This is a genomic window from Streptomyces sp. BK79 (assembly GCF_044142145.1).
Lineage (GTDB): Bacteria > Actinomycetota > Actinomycetes > Streptomycetales > Streptomycetaceae > Streptomyces.
This window is the reverse complement of sequence record NZ_JBHVOC010000001.1, coordinates 395,244-413,722: the sequence shown is the minus strand read 5'-3', so window position 1 is coordinate 413,722 and position 18,479 is coordinate 395,244. Positions and strand designations below refer to the sequence as shown.

Here is an 18,479-nt window from a genome sequence, read left to right as displayed (position 1 = left end):
CCCGAACCGACCGTGAGGACGACAGGCGATGGACATGCTGTGGAACGGCTGGGGCGATCCGGCCAGGGCGACGCCGCTGCCCGGACCGGTGACCGGGCTGCTGCGCGACCTGCTCGGCGTCAAGCCCCACGACGCCGCGTCCGTGCCGCTGGCGGGGATCGACGTCCCCGAGCCGTCCCTGGGCGACGCCGCCCGCCGTGCGCTGGAGGCCGCCGTGGGCGACCGCGCGGACGGCGTGCGCACCGACCCGGAGAGCCGCCTGCGCCACACCCGCGGCAAGTCCACCCCCGACCTGCTGCGGATGCGCACCGGCGACACCGACGGCACCCCCGCCGCCGTCGTCCTGCCGGACAGCCACGACGAGGTGCTCGCGGTGCTCGACGCCTGCGCCCGGCACGCTCTGGCCGTCGTCCCCTTCGGCGGCGGCACCTCCGTCGTCGGCGGCCTCGCACCGGGCGACGGAGCCGACTTCGTCGCCCTCGACCTGCGCCGCATGAACCGCCTGATCGACCTCGACGAGGTCTCCCGCACCGCCACCCTGGAGCCCGGCCTGCGCGCCCCCGAGGCCGAGGCGCTCCTCGCCGAACGCGGCTACACCCTCGGCCACTTCCCCCAGTCCTACGAGTGGGCCACCATCGGCGGCTTCGCCGCGACCCGCTCCAGCGGACAGGCATCCGCCGGCTACGGACGCTTCGACGAGATGGTCCTCGGCCTCACCCTCGCCACCCCCCGGGGCACCCTCGACACCGGCCGCGCCCCGCGCTCCGCGGCCGGCCCGGACCTGCGCCAGCTCGTCCTGGGCTCGGAGGGCGCCTTCGGCGTCATCACGTCGGTCACCGTGCGCGTGCGGCCCCGGCCGGCGGCCCGCCGCTACGAGGGCTGGCGCTTCGCCTCCTTCGACGAGGGCGCCGCCGCCCTGCGCCGCCTCGCCCAGGACGGCCCCCGCCCCACGGTGCTGCGGCTGTCCGACGAGACCGAGACGCTGATCGGCCTCGCCCAGCCCGACGCCATCGGCGCCTCCCTCGAACGGCGGGACGCCGGATGCCTCGCGGTCGTCGGCTTCGAGGGCACCGAGGAGGACACCGCGCACCGCCGCGAGGGCGCCGCCGCCGTACTGCGCGCGCACGGCGGCACCTTCGCCGGCCCCGAACCGGGCGAACGCTGGGCGCACGGCCGCTACTCGGCGCCGTACCTGCGCGACGCACTGCTCGACGTCGGAGCACTGGCCGAGACCCTGGAGACGGCGACCTACTGGTCGCGGATCCCCGCCCTGTACACCGCCGTCCGCGACGCCCTCACCGGCACCCTCACCGAGGCCGGCACCCCGCCGCTGGTCATGTGCCACATCTCGCACGTCTACGAGAACGGCGCCTCCCTGTACTTCACCGTCGTCTGCGCCCAGGGCGAGGACGCCGTGGCCCACTGGACCCGGGCCAAGCACGCCGCCAACGAGGCGATCCTCGCCGCGGGCGGCACCATCACCCACCACCACGGGGTCGGCACCGACCACCGCGACTGGTACGTCCGCGAGGCCGGCCCCCTCGGCGTCGAGGCCCTGCGCGCGGTCAAGCGGACCCTGGACCCCGCCGGAGTGCTCAGCCCGGGCGTCCTGCTGCCCGCCGGCTGACCCCGCCGAGACGGCGCACCGCCATCCCGTGAGACAACAGTCCGGCACCACCCGTCAGCCCGGAGGCACATCGATGCGACAGTTCACCGCCGTCGTCAACCCCACCGCGGGCGGCGCCACCTCGGCCGCCGCGCTGCTCGGGGTGGCCCGGCTGCTGCGGGAGGCGGGGGCGGAGCTGGAGACCGAGTACAGCCGCAGCCTCGCGCACGCCCGGGAACTCGCCCGGCGGGCCGGGGAACGCGGCCGGGTGGTGCTCGCCGTCGGCGGCGACGGCATGGCGGGCGGGATCGGCGGCGCCCTCAGCGGTACCGGCGCGCTGCTCGGGCTGGTCCCGGCGGGGCGCGGCAACGACTTCGCCCGCGCCCTGGGGCTGCCCGCCGGACCGGCCGACCTGGCCCGGACACTGCTCCACGGCGACCCACGCTCCGTCGACACCATCGAGGTCACCTCGGCCGTCCACGACCGCACCGTGGTCCTCGGCAGCGTCTACGCCGGCGTCGACGCGCTCGCCAACCACCACGCCAACCACGCGCGCCTGCTGCGCGGCACCGCCTCCTACTACGCGGGCGCGCTGCGGGCCGTGGCCGGCTGGCGGACCACGCGCTACCGGGTCACCGTCGACGGCACGGAACACGCCTTCAGCGGCTACACCGTGGTGGCCGCCAACTCCGGTTACTACGGCTCCAACCGGCACATCGCCCCCTCCGCCCGCGTGGACGACGGCCTGCTGGAGGTCGTGATGATCCACGAGGCGCCGCGCCGGCTGTTCTTCGCCCTGATGAACGAGCTGGCGTCGGGCGCCCACGTCCGCAGGCCCCAGGTACGCGTCCTGCGGGGCCGCGAGGTCCGCGTCGAGGCCGACCGGCCGATACCCTACGGCGCCGACGGCGAGGTCGAGGCCGTCGTCCCCGTGACGGCGAGGGTGCTGCCGGGGGCCCTGCGCGTCCTGTGCTGAACACACCGCTGAACACACCGCCGGGCCGGACACCGATCCACGGTGTCCGGCCCGGCGGGTACGACGGTCAGCCCCGGGGCGTGGTGAAGCGTTCCCACACCCGGTGGGCGCCCATCAGCTCCGTGAGCTGCTCCAGGGCCGCGGTGCCGGAGGCCGCCACGACCACGCCGGGAGCGTCGTGGGGCACGCCCGACGCCTCGAGCGCGGCCTCGCCGCCCGCCCAGACGCCGATCGCCTTGCCGTGCCGGTACGCCTCCGACACCAGCAGGCTCACCCGCGGGTCGATCGTCCCCGGACTCGCGGGCGGCGGCGTGGCCTTGTAGTCCCGCGGCGTGTGGGCGTCGCCGCCCATGTCGGGCGTCCCCGCCACCAGGACGGCGTCGAACTCGACGGACCGCGCGGTGACGTAGCTGCGCTGGACGGTCAGCGCCCCGTCGCCCGAGCCGATGGTGCCGCCGGTCGGCGCCACCACGAGCGGCACCATCCCGGCGTTCAGCACCGCCTCCCGCACGGCCGTCACACCCTCCAGGTCGGCCCCGCCGGTGACGATGCCGACGACCCGGCCGTCGAGCGGCCAGACACCCCCGACCTGGGACAGCGCCGGGCTGGGCTCGACGTCGGCCAGCGGCACGGTCGGTGCCGGGGCGGGCAGGCCGAGACCCTCGGCGACGCCCGCGCACAGCTCCGGGTCGATGTTGGCCAGCACCTGGAGCGTCCGCTCCCGGACGGCCTGCTCGTAGCACTTGCCCAGTTCGAAGGTGTAGGCGCCGATGATGTGCTCGCGCTCCACCGGGCTCATGCTCAGCCAGAAGCGGCGCGGCTGGCTGAAGTGGTCCGCGAACGACTCCGGCGCCTCGCGCACCTTCGACGCCGCCGGGATCTTCACCGGCGCCTCGATGTAGGCACCCGCGTCCGCCCCCGCGGTGAACGGGCAGCCACCGTCGAGGGAGTTGGGCCGGTAGGGCGCGACACCGCGGTGCACGGCCGTCTGGTGCATGCCGTCGCGCAGCATGTCGTTGACCGGCGCCTGCGGACGGTTGACGGGCAGCTGCGGGAAGTTGGGGCCACCCAGCCGCGTGATCTGCGTGTCGAGGTAGGAGAACAGCCGGCCCGCGAGCAGCGGGTCGTCCGTGACGTCGATGCCCGGGACGAGGTGACCGACGTGGAAGGCGACCTGCTCCGTCTCGGCGAAGAAGTTCGACGGGTTCCGGTTCAGGGTCAGCAGCCCGATCGGCTGCACCGGCGCGAGCTCCTCGGGGACGAGGTTCGTCGGGTCCAGCAGGTCGATGCCCTCGAAGGTCTGCTCCGGCGTGTCGGGGAAGGTCTGGATCCCCAGCTCCCACTGCGGGTACGCGCCCGCCTCGATCGCGTCGGCGAGGTCCCGGCGGTGGAAGTCCGGGTCGATGCCGTTGATCATCTGGGCCTCGTCCCACACCAGGGAGTGCACGCCCAGCTTGGGCTTCCAGTGGAACTTCACCAGCGTCGTGGCACCCTCGGCGTTCACCAGCCGGAAGGTGTGGACGCCGAAGCCCTCCATCATCCGGTAGGAGCGCGGGATGCCCCGGTCGCCCATGAAGAAGATGGTGTGGTGGGTCGCCTCGGTGTGCAGCGAGACGAAGTCCCAGAAGGTGTCGTGGGCGCTCTGGGCCTGCGGGATCTCCCGGTCCGGGTGCGGCTTCGCCGCGTGCACGACGTCCGGGAACTTGATGGCGTCCTGGATGAAGAAGACCGGGATGTTGTTGCCGACCAGGTCGAAGACACCCTCACTGGTGTAGAACTTGGTCGCGAAACCCCGGGTGTCGCGCACGGTGTCCGACGACCCCCGCGAGCCGACCACCGTCGAGAACCGCGTGAACACCGGCGTCTCCACGTCCGCGGCGAGGAACCCGGCCTTGGTCACGGAGGCGGCCGTGCCGTAACTCTGGAAGACGCCGTGCGCGCCCGCGCCCCGGGCGTGCACCACGCGCTCCGGGATGCGCTCGTGGTCGAAGTGCATGACCTTCTCGCGCAGATGGTGGTCCTGGAGCAGTACGGGCCCGCGCGGACCGGCCTTCAGCGAGTGGTCGGTGTCGTACAGCCGGGTGCCCTGGGCGTTCGTCAGGTAGCTGCCGGACTGGGCCACCCGGGCCTGGTCGGCGCCGGTGGGCTGACCGGTCGGCGACACGGTGTCGGGGCCGCTCTGGTCCGGCTTCGGCGGGAGCGGCTCCCGGGGCTCGGTGGGTTCGGCGACGGAGGGCGAGACGGGACCGGGCTTGCCGGGGATCCCGTCCGCGGGTCCGCCACCCTCACCCGTCAGGGTCTCGGTGACCTTGTGGGCTACCCGCTTGAGGGGGTTGGCCTCGCTCATCAGCCTTGTCTCCGTTCCGTTCTGGGCGGGCCGCTGCTCGCGGCCGGACGCATACGAGTACCGACTGCCGTGGTGGGCCGTGACCGCGTACCCAGCGAGCCGGACTCAAGGCATGCGCGAGGGAACGGGGACGGCCGTCTCAGGTGACGGTCTCCCCGTCGTGGGTGCCGCCCTGACAGCGTTTCGTGAAGGAACCCGTCCCCGACCCGTCCACCGAAATGATGATCAAGCCGCCGCCCCGGATGCACTCACCGGCCGTCACCTCGGCCGGCAGACGTACGGGACCGGCCGCGGCGGCCGCCGGGGCGGCGCACAGCAACGACAGGGCCAGCGCCGCGCTCACGGCGTACCTCGACTCGCGCACGGGGATCTCCTTCTCACCGGTCCCGGACCAGCGTCACCGGCCGGGCCGGGGCGCGCCACCCCAGACGCGCGCACGAGGGAGGGCCCCGGCCGGAGGTACCGGCCGGGGCCCCCGGGCCTCGCGGACGCCCTACGCCTCGGTGTGCGTCACCGCCGGCGGCCCGAACGCGACCCGGGTCCGCCCGCCGTCGGCCCACACCACCTCGGTGCCGCTGTCATCCGCCACGACCCGGGTGACGGCCTGCGCGAGGGCGCCGGGCCCCGGCTCACCGGTCAGCGCGGCCAGACAGACGTGCAGGGTGGTGCCGCCCGCCTCCCCGGACAGCCGGGGCAGTTCGGCCCACGGCGCGTACGCGGTGCCCTGCGGGGCGCGGACCGTCTCGGGTCCGGTACGCCAGCCGTGCAGGCCGTGCAGCGACGACACCAGCGGCTCGTCCGGGCCCGTGGCCCAGCCGGTCTGCGTCAGCCGCGCCCCGGCCGGCGCCCCGACCACCCGGTGCACCCGCAGTTCGTACGGGCCCCGCGCCACCGTCACGCTCTCCACCCGCAGCCCCGGCACCATCGGCGGCCCGTCGGCGAACACCGGCCGGTGCCAGGACGCCGCCCAGCCCCAGCCCTCGCCGCCTCCCGCGCCGAGCGGGTGGACGCGCCGCCGCACACTGCGCCGGCCGTCCACCTCCACCGACAGGTGGTTGTCGGCGGTGTTCCCGGACGCCGTGGGGCCGGTCCGGGTCGAGTAGGCCAGCCGCCCGTAGTGCGGGTCGTCCTCGGCGGCCGACTCGCCCTCGTGCGGCCGGACATGGTCACTGCCGTGGTTGTGCAGCCGTACGATCCCGTCGTCGCGGGTGGCCTGCACCAGCAGCCCGGGCGCGGGCAGGGCCAGCACCCGGTCGCCCTCCTCCACCGGCGCCGGCTGCTCCTCGGCCGTCCACAGCGGGTGGCCGGCGGGGGCGAGGAGCGACACGAACGCCTTCGACGCCCAGTAGGGGGAGGCCGGGCCGGAGTACGGCTGGAGGGTGGCCTCGTGCGGGCCGTGCCAGCCGAGGCTGAGCAGCCCCTCGTCGGTGAGCGCGCCGCGCTCCAGGAAGTGGCGCAGGCTGCCGCTGGCCAGCCGCCGCGAGGCGCCCGGCGCCAGCGGCGTGTGCCCGGTGACCGCGCCGAGACCCACCGCGGCGGACGCGGCGAAGCGGTAGGCGAGCGAACGGCCGTAGTGCAGCGGCGCCCCGTCCGAGCCGAACATCAGCGCGTAGCCGTCGAGGTGTTCGCGCAGCCGCTCCCCGTACCGGGCGGCGGCCGGTCCGGTGTCGCCGGCGAGGTGGGCGTCGAGCACCGGGTACAGGTGCAGCGCCCAGCCGTTGTAGTGGTCGAAGGCGCGTCCGTCGCCGTCGGCGTACCAGCCGCCGCCCCGGTACCAGCCCTCCATCAGCTCCAGCGCCCGCTCCCGGACGGCGGCCGTCGCGGCGTCGCCGCGGCCCACCGACTCCAGGAACCCGGCGACCGTGTACGGGAACAGGTACCAGTTGTTCGGCGCCGGCACGTGCCGGATCGCGCCGCGCAGCCACTCCTCCACGCGGTCCTGCACCCCGGCGTCGAGGTTCTTCCACAGCCAGGGCGCGGTCAGCCGCAGCCCGAGCGCGACCGACGCGGACTCCACCATCGGCTGGCCCTGCACGTGGTGGTCGAGGATCAGCGGCCAGGACTCGGTGTCGTCGCGGCCGGGGGAGAGGGTGCCCGAGGCCAGGCCGCGCGCGTAGCGGGCCAGCCAGCCGTGCGGGTCCTCGCCGCCGGCGCCCGCGACGCGGAAGGCCGCCGCGAGGAACGTCCGCGCGAAGCCCTCCAGACCGTCGGAGCGCGTGCCCGAGCGCGAGGGGCGCCCCGGCAGGTCGAGCAGGGCGCAGCCGGGGGTGCTCCACCGCCACGCGGCCCACAGCAGCCCGTCCGCGACGGCCTCCCAGTGATCCCGGGTGTAACCGGTGTACGGGCTCAGCGCACGGTCCTCGGTGGGCAGTTCGAACGGGATGTTCATGCCAGGAACGCCAGCCTTTCGCGTCGTACGGGATGGAGGAAGCCGGCACCGGAGGCCCAGCGGGTCGTCTCGGCCAGCGCGAGGTCGGCCAGCCGGCGCCACTCGTTGCCCTCGGAGCCGGCCAGGTGCGGGGTGATCAGCGCGTTCTCGCAGTCCCACAGGGGATGGCCGGCCGGCAGCACCTCGGGGTCGGTGACGTCCAGCACCGCCCGGATCCGGCCCGCCAGGACGGCGTCGGTGAGCGCCTCCTGGTCGACGACCGCTCCCCGGGAGGTGTTGACGAGCACCGCGTCGGCCGGCATCGCGTCGATCAGGGCGCGGCTCACCAGGCCGCGCGTCGTGGGCAGCAGCGGGGTGTGCACGCTGACGGTGTCGCAGCGCGCGAACAGCTCGGGCAGTTCGACGCGCTCGACGCCCAGTTCGGCGGCCTGGGCGTCGGTGACGTACGGGTCGTGCAGGAGGACCTCGACGTCGTGCGGGCGCAGCAGCTCGACGACCCGGCGGCCGATCAGCGAGGCCGACAGGATGCCGACCGTACGGCGGTAGTTGCCGACGCCGCGCGGGGTGCGCAGCCAGTTGCCGCGGGCGCGGGACAGTCGGTAGTCACGGGCGCGCTCCAGCACCCGCTTGCCGGTGAGCAGGATCATGCCGAGCGTGTACTCGGCCACCGGCAGGGCGTTGGCCGCGGCGGCCGAGGAGACCTCGACGCCCCGGTCCCAGCACGCCTCGGTGACGTGGCCGCGGACGCTGCCGGCCGTGTGCACCACGGCCCGCAGCCGCGGCGCCGCCCGCAGCACCTGGGCGTCCAGCCGGGGACAGCCCCAGCCGGTGATCAGCAGGTCCACCTCGGCCAGCACCGACCGGGCCCGCGCGGTGGACAGGTCGTCCAGGACCGGGAACGGCGCGAGGTCGCAGACCCGGCGGAAGGCGGCGAGCGACTGCGGGTCGAGGACGGCCGCGGCGGCGTCCTGGGACATGGCCACGGCGGCACGGGGCCGGAATCCGGGACCGGGGGAGTGCGGGGTCACTTGACGGCTCCGGCGGTCAGCCCGCTCCGCCAGAAGCGCTGGAGCAGGACGAAGGCGAGGATGAGCGGTACCACGGCGAGCAGTGAACCCATGATCACCACGGGGTAGTACTCCGGCGAGACGGACGCCGCGCTGTTCCACTGGTACAGGCCGAGACTGACGGGATACAGGTCCTGGTCGGACAGCATCACCATGGGCAGGAAGAAGTTGTTCCAGATCGCGGTGAGCTGGAAGAGGAACACGGTGACCAGACCGGGGCCGAGCATGCGCAGCGCCACCCGGACGTACGTGGTCAGCTCGCCCGCCCCGTCCACGCGTGCCGCCTCCAGCACCTCGTCGGGCACGTAGCCCCGCGCGAAGATCCTCCCGAGGTAGACGCCGAACGGGTTGAACAGCACCGGGATGAACACCGCCCAGAAGGTGTTGACCAGGCCGGCCTCGGACGCCATCAGGTACAGCGGCAGCGCGAGGACCGTCTGCGGCACCATGACCGCCGCCAGCACCAGGCCAAACAGCTTCTCCTTGTGCCGGAAGCCGTACTTGTCGAAGGCGTAGCCGCAGGCCACGCTCACCAGGGCGCCGACGGCCGCGCCCACCACCGCGTACAGCAGGCTGTTGACGTACCAGCGGCCGTACAGCCCGCCGTCCATGGCGAACAGGTCGTCGAGGTTCTGTACGAAGGAGAAGTCGCTCAGGGACAGCAGGTCGCTGCTGAACAGCGCGTCCCGGGTCTTGGTGGAGGCGAGCACCAGCCACAGCACCGGCAGCAGGGTGTACAGGACGGAGATCGCGACGACCACGTTGACCGTCGCACGGCCCAGGAGTCTCGGGCGGAGCAGGGAGCTGTCGGTGGCGCTCATCGGGCCTCCTCGGCGTCGGCGCGGCTGGTGAAGCGGGTGACGCCGTAGGACAGGGCGATGGTGCACACGAGGAGGACGACCGAGGCGGCCGCCGCGAGGCTGTAGTTGTTGCGGGTGAAGGCCGCGTCGTAGATGTACATGCTCGGCGAGAACCGGGAGTTGATCATCGGGGAGGACTGGCTGAGCAGCATCGGCTCCGTGAAGAGCTGGAGCGCCCAGATCAGGGTGAAGATCGAGACCATCACGATGGAGGCCCGCACCAGCGGTGTCTTGACCTGGAGCGCCGTGCGCACCGGCCCCGCGCCGTCGACCACGGACGCCTCGATCACCTCGCGCGGCACGGCCTGCAGGGCGGCGTAGAAGACCACCATGTTGTAGCCCAGGTTGCTCCACAGGGCGATGTTGACGATGGAGGGGATGACCGTGTGCACGCCCAGGAAGTCGATGGTGATGTCGCCCTGGGCGAACAGCTCGATGACCGGGCTGATCCCGGGCGTGTAGAGGTACAGCCAGATGAGTGCCGCGATCAGGCCGGGCACCGCGTGCGGCAGGAACAGGCCGAGCTGGGCGAAGGCGCGCAGCCGGACCACGCCGGAGTCCAGCAGCAGGGCGAGGGCGAGCGCGCCGACGACCATCAGCGGGAGGTAGATCAGGCAGTACAGCGCGACCGTGCCGAGTCCGCCGAGGAAGGTGGGGTCGGTGAGCACGGCCGCGTAGGAGCGCAGGCCGACGAAGACCGTGCGCTCGGGTCCGAAGCCGAGGCCGGGCTGGTCGTCGCTGAAGAAGCTCAGGTAGACGGCCGTGCCGACGGGGATCAGGAAGACGGTGACCAGCAGGGCGAAGAACGGCGTCATGAGGACGCCGGCGGCGGTCACCTGACGGCGCCTGGCCGCTCTGCGGGCGCGCCGCCCGTCGGTGGCGGGGTCGTCCGGGGCGCCGGCGCGGGACGCGCCGGCCGGCACCCGGGTGGGGGTGGTCGTGGTCATGGGTGTCACCTGCCTTTCGTCGGCTCAGGTGGTGTGCTGGGTGGTGGACAGGCCCAGGGCCCTGAGGTCGGGCATGGTGCCCTCCTGAGCGGTGCGCAGGGACTCGACGAGCGTGCCCCGACCGCCGCTGACGCGGGCGAAGGAGTCCTGCATGACCTTCTGGGTGGCGCTCATCCGCGGCCCCCACAGCCACTGTTCGCCGATCTTCTCGGCCTCCCGCTCGAACAGGGTGTAGATGTCCTGCCCGCCGTAGTACGACCGGTCGAAGGCGTCGCGGCCCACGGAGACCAGGTCGGGCGCGGCCGGGTACTGGCTGCTGGTGCCGCTGGAGAGGCGGGCGCGCAGGGCGTCGGGGTGGGAGACCTGCCACTCGATGAACTCCATCGCGGCCTCGGGATGACGGCTGTCCTTGGTGACCGCGAAGGTGGACCCGCCGTGCGTGCCGACCGAGGGGCTGCCGGTGTCCCACTGGGGCAGCGGCGCGATCCGCCACTGACCCTTCTGTCCGGGCCGCGCGTTCATCTGCGCGCCGGCGTCCCAGGCGCCGGTGAGCCGGGTGAGGACCAGTCCGTTGCCGATCTGCGCGTCGGCCTGTCTGCTCTCGACGGCGTTCATGAAGACGTCGTCCCGGTCGATGAGCCGCTGCCAGTACGCGCCGACCCGCCGGGAGGGCGCGTCGGCGAGGGAGACGTTCCAGGCGCCCTTCGAGGTGTCGAACCACCGGGCGCCCGCCTGCCAGGCGTAGCAGGCGAACTGCGTCATGCCGTCGGTGGGGAAGAGCACCAGCCGGCGGTCGGGTGCCTCGCGGCGCACGAGGGCGGCCTGTTCGGCGAACTCGTCCCAGGTGCGGGCGACCGTCAGTCCGTACCGCTCGAACAGGTCGGCCCGGTAGTGCATGACCATGGGCTCGACGTCCAGCGGCACGCTGAACACCCGGCCCTCGAAGGTGGTCAGGCCGAGCGCCTGCGGCAGCAGCTTGCGGCGCAGGCCGTCACTCACCAGGTCGGTGATGTCGCGGGCGACGCCGTCGATGGCGTACCCCGGCACCTGCGGATACTCGATGGTGGCGACGTCGGGCGCGTTGCCGGCCCGGGCGGCGTTGCTGAGCTTGGCGTACCCGCCCTGTCCGCCGGAGGGGATCTGCTGGAACTCCACCTGGACGGTGCGGTGGGTGCGGTTGAACGCGTCGACCACTTCCTGGCTGCCGCGCAGGGCGGACCAGAAGGTGATGCGCGTGGTGGTGCCCGTGCGGGCCGACGATGAGCCGTTCTCCCCGGTGCAGGCGCTCACGGCTCCTGTCAGGGGTACGGCGGACATCGCGGCGAGCACGGACCGGCGGCTGGGTCGTCCGGGCATGGCGCCTCCCGCGGCTCCTGCGTGCCCGCGTGTGTGCGGTCACGACTGTTCGGGACACGGGGAATCCTGAACGCCCTGACTCAAACGGTCAATAGATCGATCAGAAGAAAATAAAACGCTCAAACGCTCACTCGGCCCGGCGATCCGTCGACCCGCGCACCCTCAGCCTCGGCAGCAGTTCGACGCGCCGCGCCGGCTGCCCGCCCGCCTCCCGCAGCCGCCGCAGCAGCAGCTCCGCGGCCACCCGGCCGACCTCCGCCCGCGGCGGGGACACCGCGGTCAGCGGCGGGGTCGCCAGCCCGGCCACGACGTCGTCGTACGCCACCACCGAGCAGTCCCCGGGCACCCGTACCGACTCGGCCGCCAGCCGCTGCACGATCATCAGCGCGTCCACGTCCCCGTGCAGCACCACCGCGCTCGCCCCGGTCCTGCGCAGCACCACCGGCAGTTCGGCCGTCTCGTCCGCGGAGTACGGGCCCTCGGGCCCCGACTCCGGCGTGCTCAGCGCCCACGCCCACTCCTCCACGAGGGGGTGCGCGTCGGCGATCTCGGCCAGCGCCGCCCGCAGCGTGCGCGCGGTGGGACTGTCGTCGCGCGTCGCGAACACCAGGCGCCGGTGACCGAGCCCCACCAGGTGCTCGATCGCCAGGTGGGCGCCGTACCAGTGGTCCGAGCAGACCGAGTCCAGCACGTGCGCCGCGCTGCCGCGCCGGGGGCGCCGCTCCATGAGCACCGTCGGCACCTCCAGGGCGGACAGCCACCCGTGGTCGGCCTCCTCGGCGGCCAGGCTGTTCCACCGCGGCGCGAGCAGCAGACCGCGCGCGCCGTCCGCGAGGGCCCGCTCGACCAGCGGGCGTTCGGCGCCGGCCGCCTGGGGCGCGATGTGCAGCGCGAGGCGGACCCCGGCCTCCTCCAGCACGGTGCGGGCCCCGTGCAGCGTCTCGGTGAGGTACGAGTGCCGCTCCGGCACCACCACCGCCACGCGGTCCCCGCCGGCCGTGTCCGGCGCGGGGGCCTCCTGGGCGGGCAGCGTCGAGCGGACGACGCCGTGGCCGCGCCGCAGCCGGCCCTCCCGCGTCAGCTCCTCCACGTCCCGGCGCACCGTCACCACCGAGACCTGCAACTCGTCGGCGAGGTCGCGCACGCGCGCGGTGCCGCGCGCCTGGACCGCCGCGAGGATCCGCTGGCGCCTGAGATCGACCGGCTCCCGCATCAGGTCTCCCCACCCAGAATGTTCGTTTGAGCGATTCGCCGTCATCATAGCGATCGTTCGTTTCCGGGGTGCGCCGCCAGGTCGGACCGGGGCGCGGAGCATACGAGCATGGGTGCGCGGGCCCTGTGGACGGGGGCCGGATCCTACGGTTCCTGGTTCGCGAGGAGCGGGCCGAGCGGTCCGAGGTCCAGGTTCAGATCGGCGCGGCTGAGTCCGTGCCGCTCGCACAGCTCGTCCATGCGCTCGTCGAGCAGCATGAGCGCCGTCCCGAGCCGCTCCTCCTGCTCCGTGCTCAGGGTGCCCTCGTCGAAGCGGCGCACCGCCTGGCGCTCCATGAGCTGGCGCAGCAGTTCCACGACCGTGAGGACGAGGGCGGCCAGGTCGTCCGTGACCCGCTCGGGGTCCAGGTCGAGGGACGCGTGGGCCCGGGGCGCGGTCACAGCGGCCCGCTGTCCGGCCAGGGGGCGGGCACCCGCTCGTTCACCGACGACAGCAGGGCGTGCAGCGAGATCCGCACCAGCGGTACGTCGGCGATGGCCAGCACCAGGTCCCCGCTGACGACGACGCCGGTCGCCAGCACCCGGTCCAGGAGGTCGACCAGCGGCACACCGACCGGCGCGTACGGCTCGGGGCCGCCCCAGGGCACGGAGGCGCCGGAGGCGGGGCCGGGCGTACGGGGGGCGAGGGCGGTCACGCGCGGACCACCTCCCGCTCCTCTTCCTGTTCCTGCTCCTCTTCCTGCTCCCCGTCCCGCTCCTCGTCCCAGCGGGCGAAGGAGTACGGGATCCACGGGCCCGACGCGCCGACCTCGACGGCCGGATACCGGCCCCGGGCGGTCACCCGGTCCAGGGCGCGGGTGAAGGCGGCGCACTCCGCGTCCTCCACCAGGTAGGCCGCGTTGAGCAGTTGCGGGGCACGCCGGCCGGTCAGCCGCTCGCTCTGCGGGCGGTGCCGCGTCGCGGCCACGGCGTACCGCCGCAGCTCGGCGTCGACGGCCTCCGCCTCGGCCAGTGCCTTCCCCCGCGCGTCCTGCCCCTCGCGCCGTCGCGCGCTGACCCGGCTGAGGTAGGCACGCCCGCCGGGGGCCGGGCCGGGACCGTTCCCGGCGCGGACATCGGCACGTGCCCCGGCCTTGCTCGCGGACTCGGCGCCGTGCACCTTCACCGCCCATTCCCTGCGGCCCCGGAGCCGGTCGAGCAGGGCGTCCAGCACCGCCCGGCGGGCGGTCACGGCCCGTTCCGCGCTCCGGTCGCCGCGGTACAGCGTCGCCATCGGCAGCGGCACGACCGGACCCCGCCCGGCCGCGGCCTCGACGCCCCGGTGATGGGCGCGGGCGCAGCGTTCGAGGTCGTCGGGGCGGTTGAGCCGCTCCGCCAGCGCCCGCTCGTCGAACAGGGCCGCGGGCACGTCCTGGACGACGAGGTACAGGTCGCCCGCGCGCAGCACGCGCAGCGGACCGCCCTCCTCGTGTCCGGTCACCGCGGCCAGGGCGGCGCCGTCCGGCGGGGTGCGGGTGACGGCGAACGCGCAGACGACGTGGGCGGCCTCCGGCGCGGCCGCGGACGCGCTCACCGGGCGGCTCCCACGGTTTCCTCGCCGGCCTCCTCCAGGGCGCCGAGCCGGGCCCGCAACCGCTCGTTCTCCTCGGCGAGAGCGTCCCGCGCCGCCCGCGACGACAGCGCGGGGTCGGTCTCCCACCAGTCGATGCCCGCCTTCCGGGCGGTGTCCACCGATGCGATGAACAGGCGCAGCCGGATGGTGAGCAGCTCGATGTCGAGCAGGTCGATCTTGATGTCGCCGGCGATGACGATCCCCTTGTCGAGGACGCGTTCGAGCAGGTCGGCGAGGTTCCCGGTGACGGGCGCGTACGGCTGTGTCTCCGGACCCGCGTAGCGGTGGTCGAGGTCGGTCACCGCGTCCTCCCCGAGGGGGCGGGGGCGTCGGCGGTGAGGTCAGCGACGGCGGCCGGCACGCCGGTCGTCCTCCTCGTCCTCGTCGTCGTCCTCGTCCTCTTCCTCGTCCTCTTCCTCGTCGTCTTCCGCGTAGCCTTCGTCGCCGTAGGCCTCGTCGTCGTACTCGTCGTCGTCACCTTCCTCCTCGTCCTCCTCATCGCCTTCCTCGTCCTCGTACGCGGCGCCGTCCTCGCCGCCCTCTTCGCGCGTGTCGTCGGCGTTCCGCTCTTCTTCTTCCTCAAGCGCCTCCTCGTGGCTCTTCACGACCTCGCCGTCGCGGATCTCGCCGCGCCAGCCCTCGACCTCGTCGTCGCCCATCAGGGTCACGTGCCGTGCGAAGTGCTTGAGGTCCAGGCGCAGCCGCCGCCCCTGGGCGCGCCAGAGGTTGCCGGTCTTCTCGAAGAAGCCCGCCGGGTAGTACTCGACGACCACGACGACCCGGGTGAGCCGGGGGGCCAGCGCGTGGAAGCTGACCACGCCCCGGGTGCTGCCCTTGGCGCCCTCGGAGGTCCAGACGATGCGTTCGTCGGGAACCTGCTCCTGGACGGTCGCCTTCCAGCTCCGGCTCGACGGACCGACTTTGACGTTCCAGTCCGAGGTCACCTCGTCGGCGGGGGTGACGCTGCGGACGCCCTTGGTGAAGCCGCTGAAGTCCTGGAGCTGCGTCCACTGGTCGTAGACGGTGCGCAGGGGGACACCGATGTCCACCGTCTCCATGATGTGCGTCGCCTTCACGCTGCCACCGCGGGCCCCGCCTCCCCCTCCGCCGCGGCCTCCCGAGCCGCCGTCGCCCGAGGAGCCGCCGCTGCCCGAAGAGCCGCCGTCGCCCGAGGAGCCGCCGCCGTCGGCCGATTCGGTGAGCCGTTCGGTCAGCCCGCCGATCCGTTCCCCCGCCTTGCCGACGAGGCTGTGCCCCGTGGCGGCGAGGTAGCCGCCGAGCGCGTCCTTGAGGTCGCCGAGGGGGGACGGCGCGCCGCCGCCCTGCCGGTCCGGAGTCATCCGCGCCCACCCCCGTGCCTGCCGCCCGCGTCCGCGGCCTTCTTCGCCGGCGGGGCCTTCTCGGCGGTTTTCCTGGCGGTCTTTTTGGCGGCCTTCTTGGCGGGAGGTGCCGGCTTGCGCGACGGCGCCTTCTTGGCCGTCTTCCGGGGCGGCCCCGGCGCGGGCCGCCGTGCCTCCTCCCGGTCCTCCTCGTCGAAGTAGGCGTCCTCGTCCGAGGTGTCACCGCGACGGGACCCGCCGTCGCCGTCGTACTCCTCGTGCTCTTCGTAGTCGCCGTCGTCCCGGTCGTACGCGTCGTCCCGGTCGTGGTCCGCGGGCTCGTCGCCGGGCCGGCCCGCCCCGGTGAGGGCGTCGGTACGGTCGCGGAGTGCGTCCGCGAGGCCGGTGAGCCGGCGGTTCGCCGCGGCGGTGACGGCCGCGCGCCCGGCGGTCAGCAGCTCACCGCGCACCTGGTCCGTCAGTTCCTGGACCTGAGGCGCCTGCCGGAGGCCGCCCAGGCCCTGGGACAGCACCTGCCCGGGGGAGAGGCCGGCGCGCCGGCCCACGAGGTAGGAGCCGACCGCGAAGGCCAGTTTGGCCTTCCTCGTGCGGCCCAGGAGGTATCCGCCCGCCACGGCCGCTGCCACGGCCGCCGTCCTGCTGTCGCTCATAGCTGCCTTCTCCGCGCTGGGTGGGGGTCCGTGGTGGTCGTACCACCGGTCGGCCGGGTGGGCCGGGGCGGCCGGGTCGGGCGTTCGAGGAGGTCGAGCAGGCGCTCCTCCTCCCTCTCGAAGGCCGCCTCGTCGATCGCGCCCTCGTCCAGAGCACGGTTGAGGGCGGCCAGCCGCGCCTGTACGGCGCGTGGGTCGTGGGTCTGGCGCCGGGCCTCCTGGAGGAGGTGGTCGGCGATCCACGCCGTGCCGCGCACCGGAGCGAGGGGCAGCAGCAGGAGACCGCTCACGAGTCCCACCGCGTCACCGCCCGGCCGGTGCGGGACGCGGGTCGACGAAGCTGTAGCACGGCAGGGGCCCGGTCACACTGAGCGCCAGCCGGTCCCCGCGGGTGCCGGCCCAGTCCTCCACCGCCTGCCGGAAACGACGCTCGTCGGCGGCGCGGAGCAGGAACGACGCGCTCAGCACCTGCTCGTCGTCGGTGGGCCCCTGTACGGTGCGCACGGCGAACGGTGCCAGGTGGTCGAGGAGTTCGCGGGCCGCGCGCCGTGCCTCACGGCGCACCCCGTGGGCGATCGCCTCGCCCAGCCGCACATTGGCCTCGTAGTCCGGGCGCCGCCGCGTGCGCAGGGCCAGGTTCCGCAGGCTATCGTCCCGGCGGACCAGTTCGGCGAAGTGACCTGGTACGACGGTGCCCTTGACGTTGAGTTCGACGCAGCCCCGGACGTCGTCGAGCTGCCGGGTCAAGTGGGTCGCGTCGGCACGCAGTTGGGAGAGCAGGGTGTCCTGCCGAGGGCTGAGGACGGCGAACCTCATGGGCAGCAGCGGCCCCTGTGCCGCCAGTTCGTCCAGGACGGCCTGGTGGGCCAGCAGGTCACGGCGCCGGGGCCGGATCCGTAGCGGCGCGGACGACACCGCGGCGCACAGGCCGGACTCGGTCAGCAGCCGCACCGGGGCGCCACCGACTCCGGCGGATCCGGGGGCGCTGACTCCTTCGGGGGCGATGCCGTAGACGTACAGGGCCTCCGGGCCGGAAGGGGCGGTGGAGGCGGCAGTGTCCGCGGTGGCGGTGGCGGTGGTGTCAGCAGCGGTGCTGGTGGCGGTGGTGGCGGGCGCGGTCATGCTTCCTCCGTCGTGCGGCGGCGGGGGCGGGAGCGCGGACGGTCGTCCTCGTCGCGGGGGCGTGCGGCCGGACGGGAGCGGGGCCGCTGGGGGGCGCGGCCGCGGTCCGCTCGCTCACGGGGGAGGGCCTCCTCCTCTTCCGCCGCCGCCTCCTCCTCGGGGGTGAGGATGTCCCGCACCTTGTCGGTCAGGGAGCGTGCCGTCCGCCGGGCGCCCGCCCGGCCGACGGTCTTGGCGACCGGACCGCCGAACAGCTCGGGAACGGTCTTGGAGCGCACGTCGTGCTCCAGGTCCAGCCGGTTGCAGGCCTCCGCGAACCGCAGGTAGGTGTCGACGCTCGCGACCACGATCCGGGCGTCGACCTTGAGGATCTCGATGCCGACCAGGGAGACGCGTACGAAGACGTCGATCACCATGCCGCGGTCGAGGATCAGTTCCAGGACGTCGTAGAGGGTTCCCGCGCGGGGCGCGCAGACGACCTCGTCGTCGTAGGTGATCATGCGGTGGTCCTTCCGGGGGCGGGCCTGGCGGCCCGGTCACTGGTCCTGGGCACCGCGCCGGTAACGGGCGACCCTGCGGTACTGGAGCAGGTCGCCCGCCGCGTCGAGCTCGACCTCGTAGGTGGCGAGCAGGCTGGTGGTGTCGGGGATGCGCGCCACTTCGAGCACGTCCACGTTGACGAGCCAGCCGCCGTCGTCGGTCCGGCGGACCGCGGAGACTCCCTCCAGGCGGTGCCGGATCAGTTCGGACAGGGTGTCCGCGGCGCACTGGGCGGCGTCCCGGGCGCCCCGCACGCCGCCGCCCCGCACGGCACGCTCACGCGTGGCCGTGGACGTCGTGCCGCGCCGTCGCTCGCCAGGATCTGTCATGCTGCCCACTCTGGCCGCGATCCCCGGTCGGCGCGTGCGCAGTTCCTCCATCCGGGGCCGTGAGGGGCCGTGAGGGGCCGTCAGGGGCCGCACCGGGCCCTCCGGCGCGGCGGGCGGCCGGCGGAG

At 74.1% G+C, this 18,479-nt stretch carries 20 protein-coding genes; 2 read left to right on the top strand and 18 right to left on the bottom strand.

Annotated features, from left to right (window positions below; translation table 11 throughout):
- Positions 1-28 precede the first annotated feature (28 nt).
- Both ACFIF2_RS01875 and ACFIF2_RS01870 read left to right on the top strand, forming a co-directional pair.
- Positions 29-1,627: an FAD-binding oxidoreductase gene (locus tag ACFIF2_RS01875; RefSeq protein WP_395570654.1), complete on the top strand. Its 1,599-nt coding sequence runs from the start codon at positions 29-31 to the stop codon at positions 1,625-1,627.
- A gap of 73 nt (positions 1,628-1,700) precedes the next feature.
- Positions 1,701-2,582: a YegS/Rv2252/BmrU family lipid kinase gene (locus ACFIF2_RS01870; RefSeq protein ID WP_395570653.1), complete on the top strand. Its 882-nt coding sequence runs from the start codon at positions 1,701-1,703 to the stop codon at positions 2,580-2,582.
- A gap of 67 nt (positions 2,583-2,649) precedes the next feature.
- Here the strand turns inward: ACFIF2_RS01870 and ACFIF2_RS01865 are convergent, their stop codons facing one another.
- The 18 genes from ACFIF2_RS01865 to ACFIF2_RS01780 form a co-directional block, all read right to left on the bottom strand.
- Entirely contained in the window at positions 2,650-4,929 is a 2,280-nt protein-coding gene (locus tag ACFIF2_RS01865; protein WP_395570652.1) for a catalase, read from the bottom strand.
- Positions 4,930-5,068: 139 nt separating this feature from the next.
- Positions 5,069-5,293, bottom strand: coding sequence for a hypothetical protein (locus ACFIF2_RS01860; RefSeq protein WP_395570651.1), 225 nt, complete (start codon positions 5,291-5,293; stop codon positions 5,069-5,071).
- Positions 5,294-5,422: 129 nt separating this feature from the next.
- Entirely contained in the window at positions 5,423-7,318 is a 1,896-nt protein-coding gene (locus ACFIF2_RS01855) for a DUF2264 domain-containing protein (RefSeq protein WP_395570650.1), read from the bottom strand.
- Positions 7,315-8,346, bottom strand: a complete 1,032-nt coding sequence (locus tag ACFIF2_RS01850; RefSeq protein ID WP_395570649.1) for a hydroxyacid dehydrogenase — start codon at positions 8,344-8,346, stop codon at positions 7,315-7,317. The genes ACFIF2_RS01855 and ACFIF2_RS01850 overlap by 4 nt, the downstream gene beginning before the upstream one ends.
- A complete protein-coding gene (locus ACFIF2_RS01845) occupies positions 8,343-9,206 on the bottom strand; it encodes a carbohydrate ABC transporter permease (RefSeq protein WP_395570648.1) in 864 nt (287 codons plus the stop codon). Before ACFIF2_RS01845 ends, ACFIF2_RS01850 begins: the two co-directional genes overlap by 4 nt.
- Complete coding sequence (locus ACFIF2_RS01840; protein ID WP_395570647.1) at positions 9,203-10,192, bottom strand: carbohydrate ABC transporter permease; 990 nt, start codon at positions 10,190-10,192, stop codon at positions 9,203-9,205. The genes ACFIF2_RS01845 and ACFIF2_RS01840 overlap by 4 nt, the downstream gene beginning before the upstream one ends.
- A 24-nt stretch (positions 10,193-10,216) precedes the next feature.
- Positions 10,217-11,548: an extracellular solute-binding protein gene (locus ACFIF2_RS01835; RefSeq protein ID WP_395570646.1), complete on the bottom strand. Its 1,332-nt coding sequence runs from the start codon at positions 11,546-11,548 to the stop codon at positions 10,217-10,219.
- Between the two features lie 127 nt (positions 11,549-11,675).
- On the bottom strand, positions 11,676-12,761 hold the full coding sequence (locus ACFIF2_RS01830; protein WP_395570645.1) for a substrate-binding domain-containing protein: 1,086 nt from the start codon (positions 12,759-12,761) through the stop codon (positions 11,676-11,678).
- 143 nt (positions 12,762-12,904) lie between these two features.
- A complete protein-coding gene (locus ACFIF2_RS01825; RefSeq protein ID WP_395570644.1) occupies positions 12,905-13,201 on the bottom strand; it encodes a gas vesicle protein K in 297 nt (98 codons plus the stop codon).
- Positions 13,198-13,407, bottom strand: coding sequence for a gas vesicle protein (locus ACFIF2_RS01820; RefSeq protein ID WP_055421623.1), 210 nt, complete (start codon positions 13,405-13,407; stop codon positions 13,198-13,200). Before ACFIF2_RS01820 ends, ACFIF2_RS01825 begins: the two co-directional genes overlap by 4 nt.
- A gap of 44 nt (positions 13,408-13,451) precedes the next feature.
- Positions 13,452-14,333 (bottom strand): GvpL/GvpF family gas vesicle protein, encoded by an 882-nt coding sequence (locus tag ACFIF2_RS01815; protein ID WP_395570643.1) that lies wholly within the window; start codon positions 14,331-14,333, stop codon positions 13,452-13,454.
- Positions 14,330-14,674 (bottom strand): gas vesicle protein, encoded by a 345-nt coding sequence (locus ACFIF2_RS01810; protein WP_395570642.1) that lies wholly within the window; start codon positions 14,672-14,674, stop codon positions 14,330-14,332. Before ACFIF2_RS01810 ends, ACFIF2_RS01815 begins: the two co-directional genes overlap by 4 nt.
- 39 nt (positions 14,675-14,713) lie before the next feature.
- Positions 14,714-15,712 carry an SRPBCC family protein gene (locus tag ACFIF2_RS01805; protein WP_395570641.1) on the bottom strand — a complete coding sequence of 333 codons (999 nt, stop codon included), beginning with the start codon at positions 15,710-15,712 and terminating at the stop codon, positions 14,714-14,716.
- Positions 15,709-16,362, bottom strand: coding sequence for a hypothetical protein (locus ACFIF2_RS01800; RefSeq protein WP_395570640.1), 654 nt, complete (start codon positions 16,360-16,362; stop codon positions 15,709-15,711). The genes ACFIF2_RS01805 and ACFIF2_RS01800 overlap by 4 nt, the downstream gene beginning before the upstream one ends.
- Positions 16,359-16,661, bottom strand: a complete 303-nt coding sequence (locus tag ACFIF2_RS01795; RefSeq protein WP_395570639.1) for a gas vesicle protein GvpG — start codon at positions 16,659-16,661, stop codon at positions 16,359-16,361. Before ACFIF2_RS01795 ends, ACFIF2_RS01800 begins: the two co-directional genes overlap by 4 nt.
- Before the next feature lie 4 nt (positions 16,662-16,665).
- A complete protein-coding gene (locus ACFIF2_RS01790; RefSeq protein WP_395570638.1) occupies positions 16,666-17,484 on the bottom strand; it encodes a GvpL/GvpF family gas vesicle protein in 819 nt (272 codons plus the stop codon).
- Entirely contained in the window at positions 17,481-17,984 is a 504-nt protein-coding gene (locus ACFIF2_RS01785) for a gas vesicle structural protein GvpA (protein WP_395570637.1), read from the bottom strand. The genes ACFIF2_RS01790 and ACFIF2_RS01785 overlap by 4 nt, the downstream gene beginning before the upstream one ends.
- Before the next feature lie 36 nt (positions 17,985-18,020).
- Complete coding sequence (locus ACFIF2_RS01780; protein WP_395570636.1) at positions 18,021-18,353, bottom strand: gas vesicle protein; 333 nt, start codon at positions 18,351-18,353, stop codon at positions 18,021-18,023.
- Between the last annotated feature and the right edge of the window lie 126 nt (positions 18,354-18,479).

Bases quoted from the DNA above. Each gene is read 5' to 3' on its own strand.
- ACFIF2_RS01875 (WP_395570654.1), top strand. From the start codon at position 29: ATGGACATGCTGTGGAACGGCTGGGGCGATCCGGCCAGGGCGACGCCG.
- ACFIF2_RS01870 (WP_395570653.1), top strand. From the start codon at position 1,701: ATGCGACAGTTCACCGCCGTCGTCAACCCCACCGCGGGCGGCGCCACC.
- ACFIF2_RS01865 (WP_395570652.1), bottom strand. From the start codon at position 4,929: ATGAGCGAGGCCAACCCCCTCAAGCGGGTAGCCCACAAGGTCACCGAG.
- ACFIF2_RS01855 (WP_395570650.1), bottom strand. From the start codon at position 7,318: ATGAACATCCCGTTCGAACTGCCCACCGAGGACCGTGCGCTGAGCCCG.
- ACFIF2_RS01845 (WP_395570648.1), bottom strand. From the start codon at position 9,206: ATGAGCGCCACCGACAGCTCCCTGCTCCGCCCGAGACTCCTGGGCCGT.
- ACFIF2_RS01840 (WP_395570647.1), bottom strand. From the start codon at position 10,192: ATGACCACGACCACCCCCACCCGGGTGCCGGCCGGCGCGTCCCGCGCC.
- ACFIF2_RS01835 (WP_395570646.1), bottom strand. From the start codon at position 11,548: ATGCCCGGACGACCCAGCCGCCGGTCCGTGCTCGCCGCGATGTCCGCC.
- ACFIF2_RS01830 (WP_395570645.1), bottom strand. From the start codon at position 12,761: ATGCGGGAGCCGGTCGATCTCAGGCGCCAGCGGATCCTCGCGGCGGTC.
- ACFIF2_RS01805 (WP_395570641.1), bottom strand. From the start codon at position 15,712: ATGACTCCGGACCGGCAGGGCGGCGGCGCGCCGTCCCCCCTCGGCGAC.
- ACFIF2_RS01800 (WP_395570640.1), bottom strand. From the start codon at position 16,362: ATGAGCGACAGCAGGACGGCGGCCGTGGCAGCGGCCGTGGCGGGCGGA.
- ACFIF2_RS01790 (WP_395570638.1), bottom strand. From the start codon at position 17,484: ATGACCGCGCCCGCCACCACCGCCACCAGCACCGCTGCTGACACCACC.
- ACFIF2_RS01785 (WP_395570637.1), bottom strand. From the start codon at position 17,984: ATGATCACCTACGACGACGAGGTCGTCTGCGCGCCCCGCGCGGGAACC.
- ACFIF2_RS01780 (WP_395570636.1), bottom strand. From the start codon at position 18,353: ATGACAGATCCTGGCGAGCGACGGCGCGGCACGACGTCCACGGCCACG.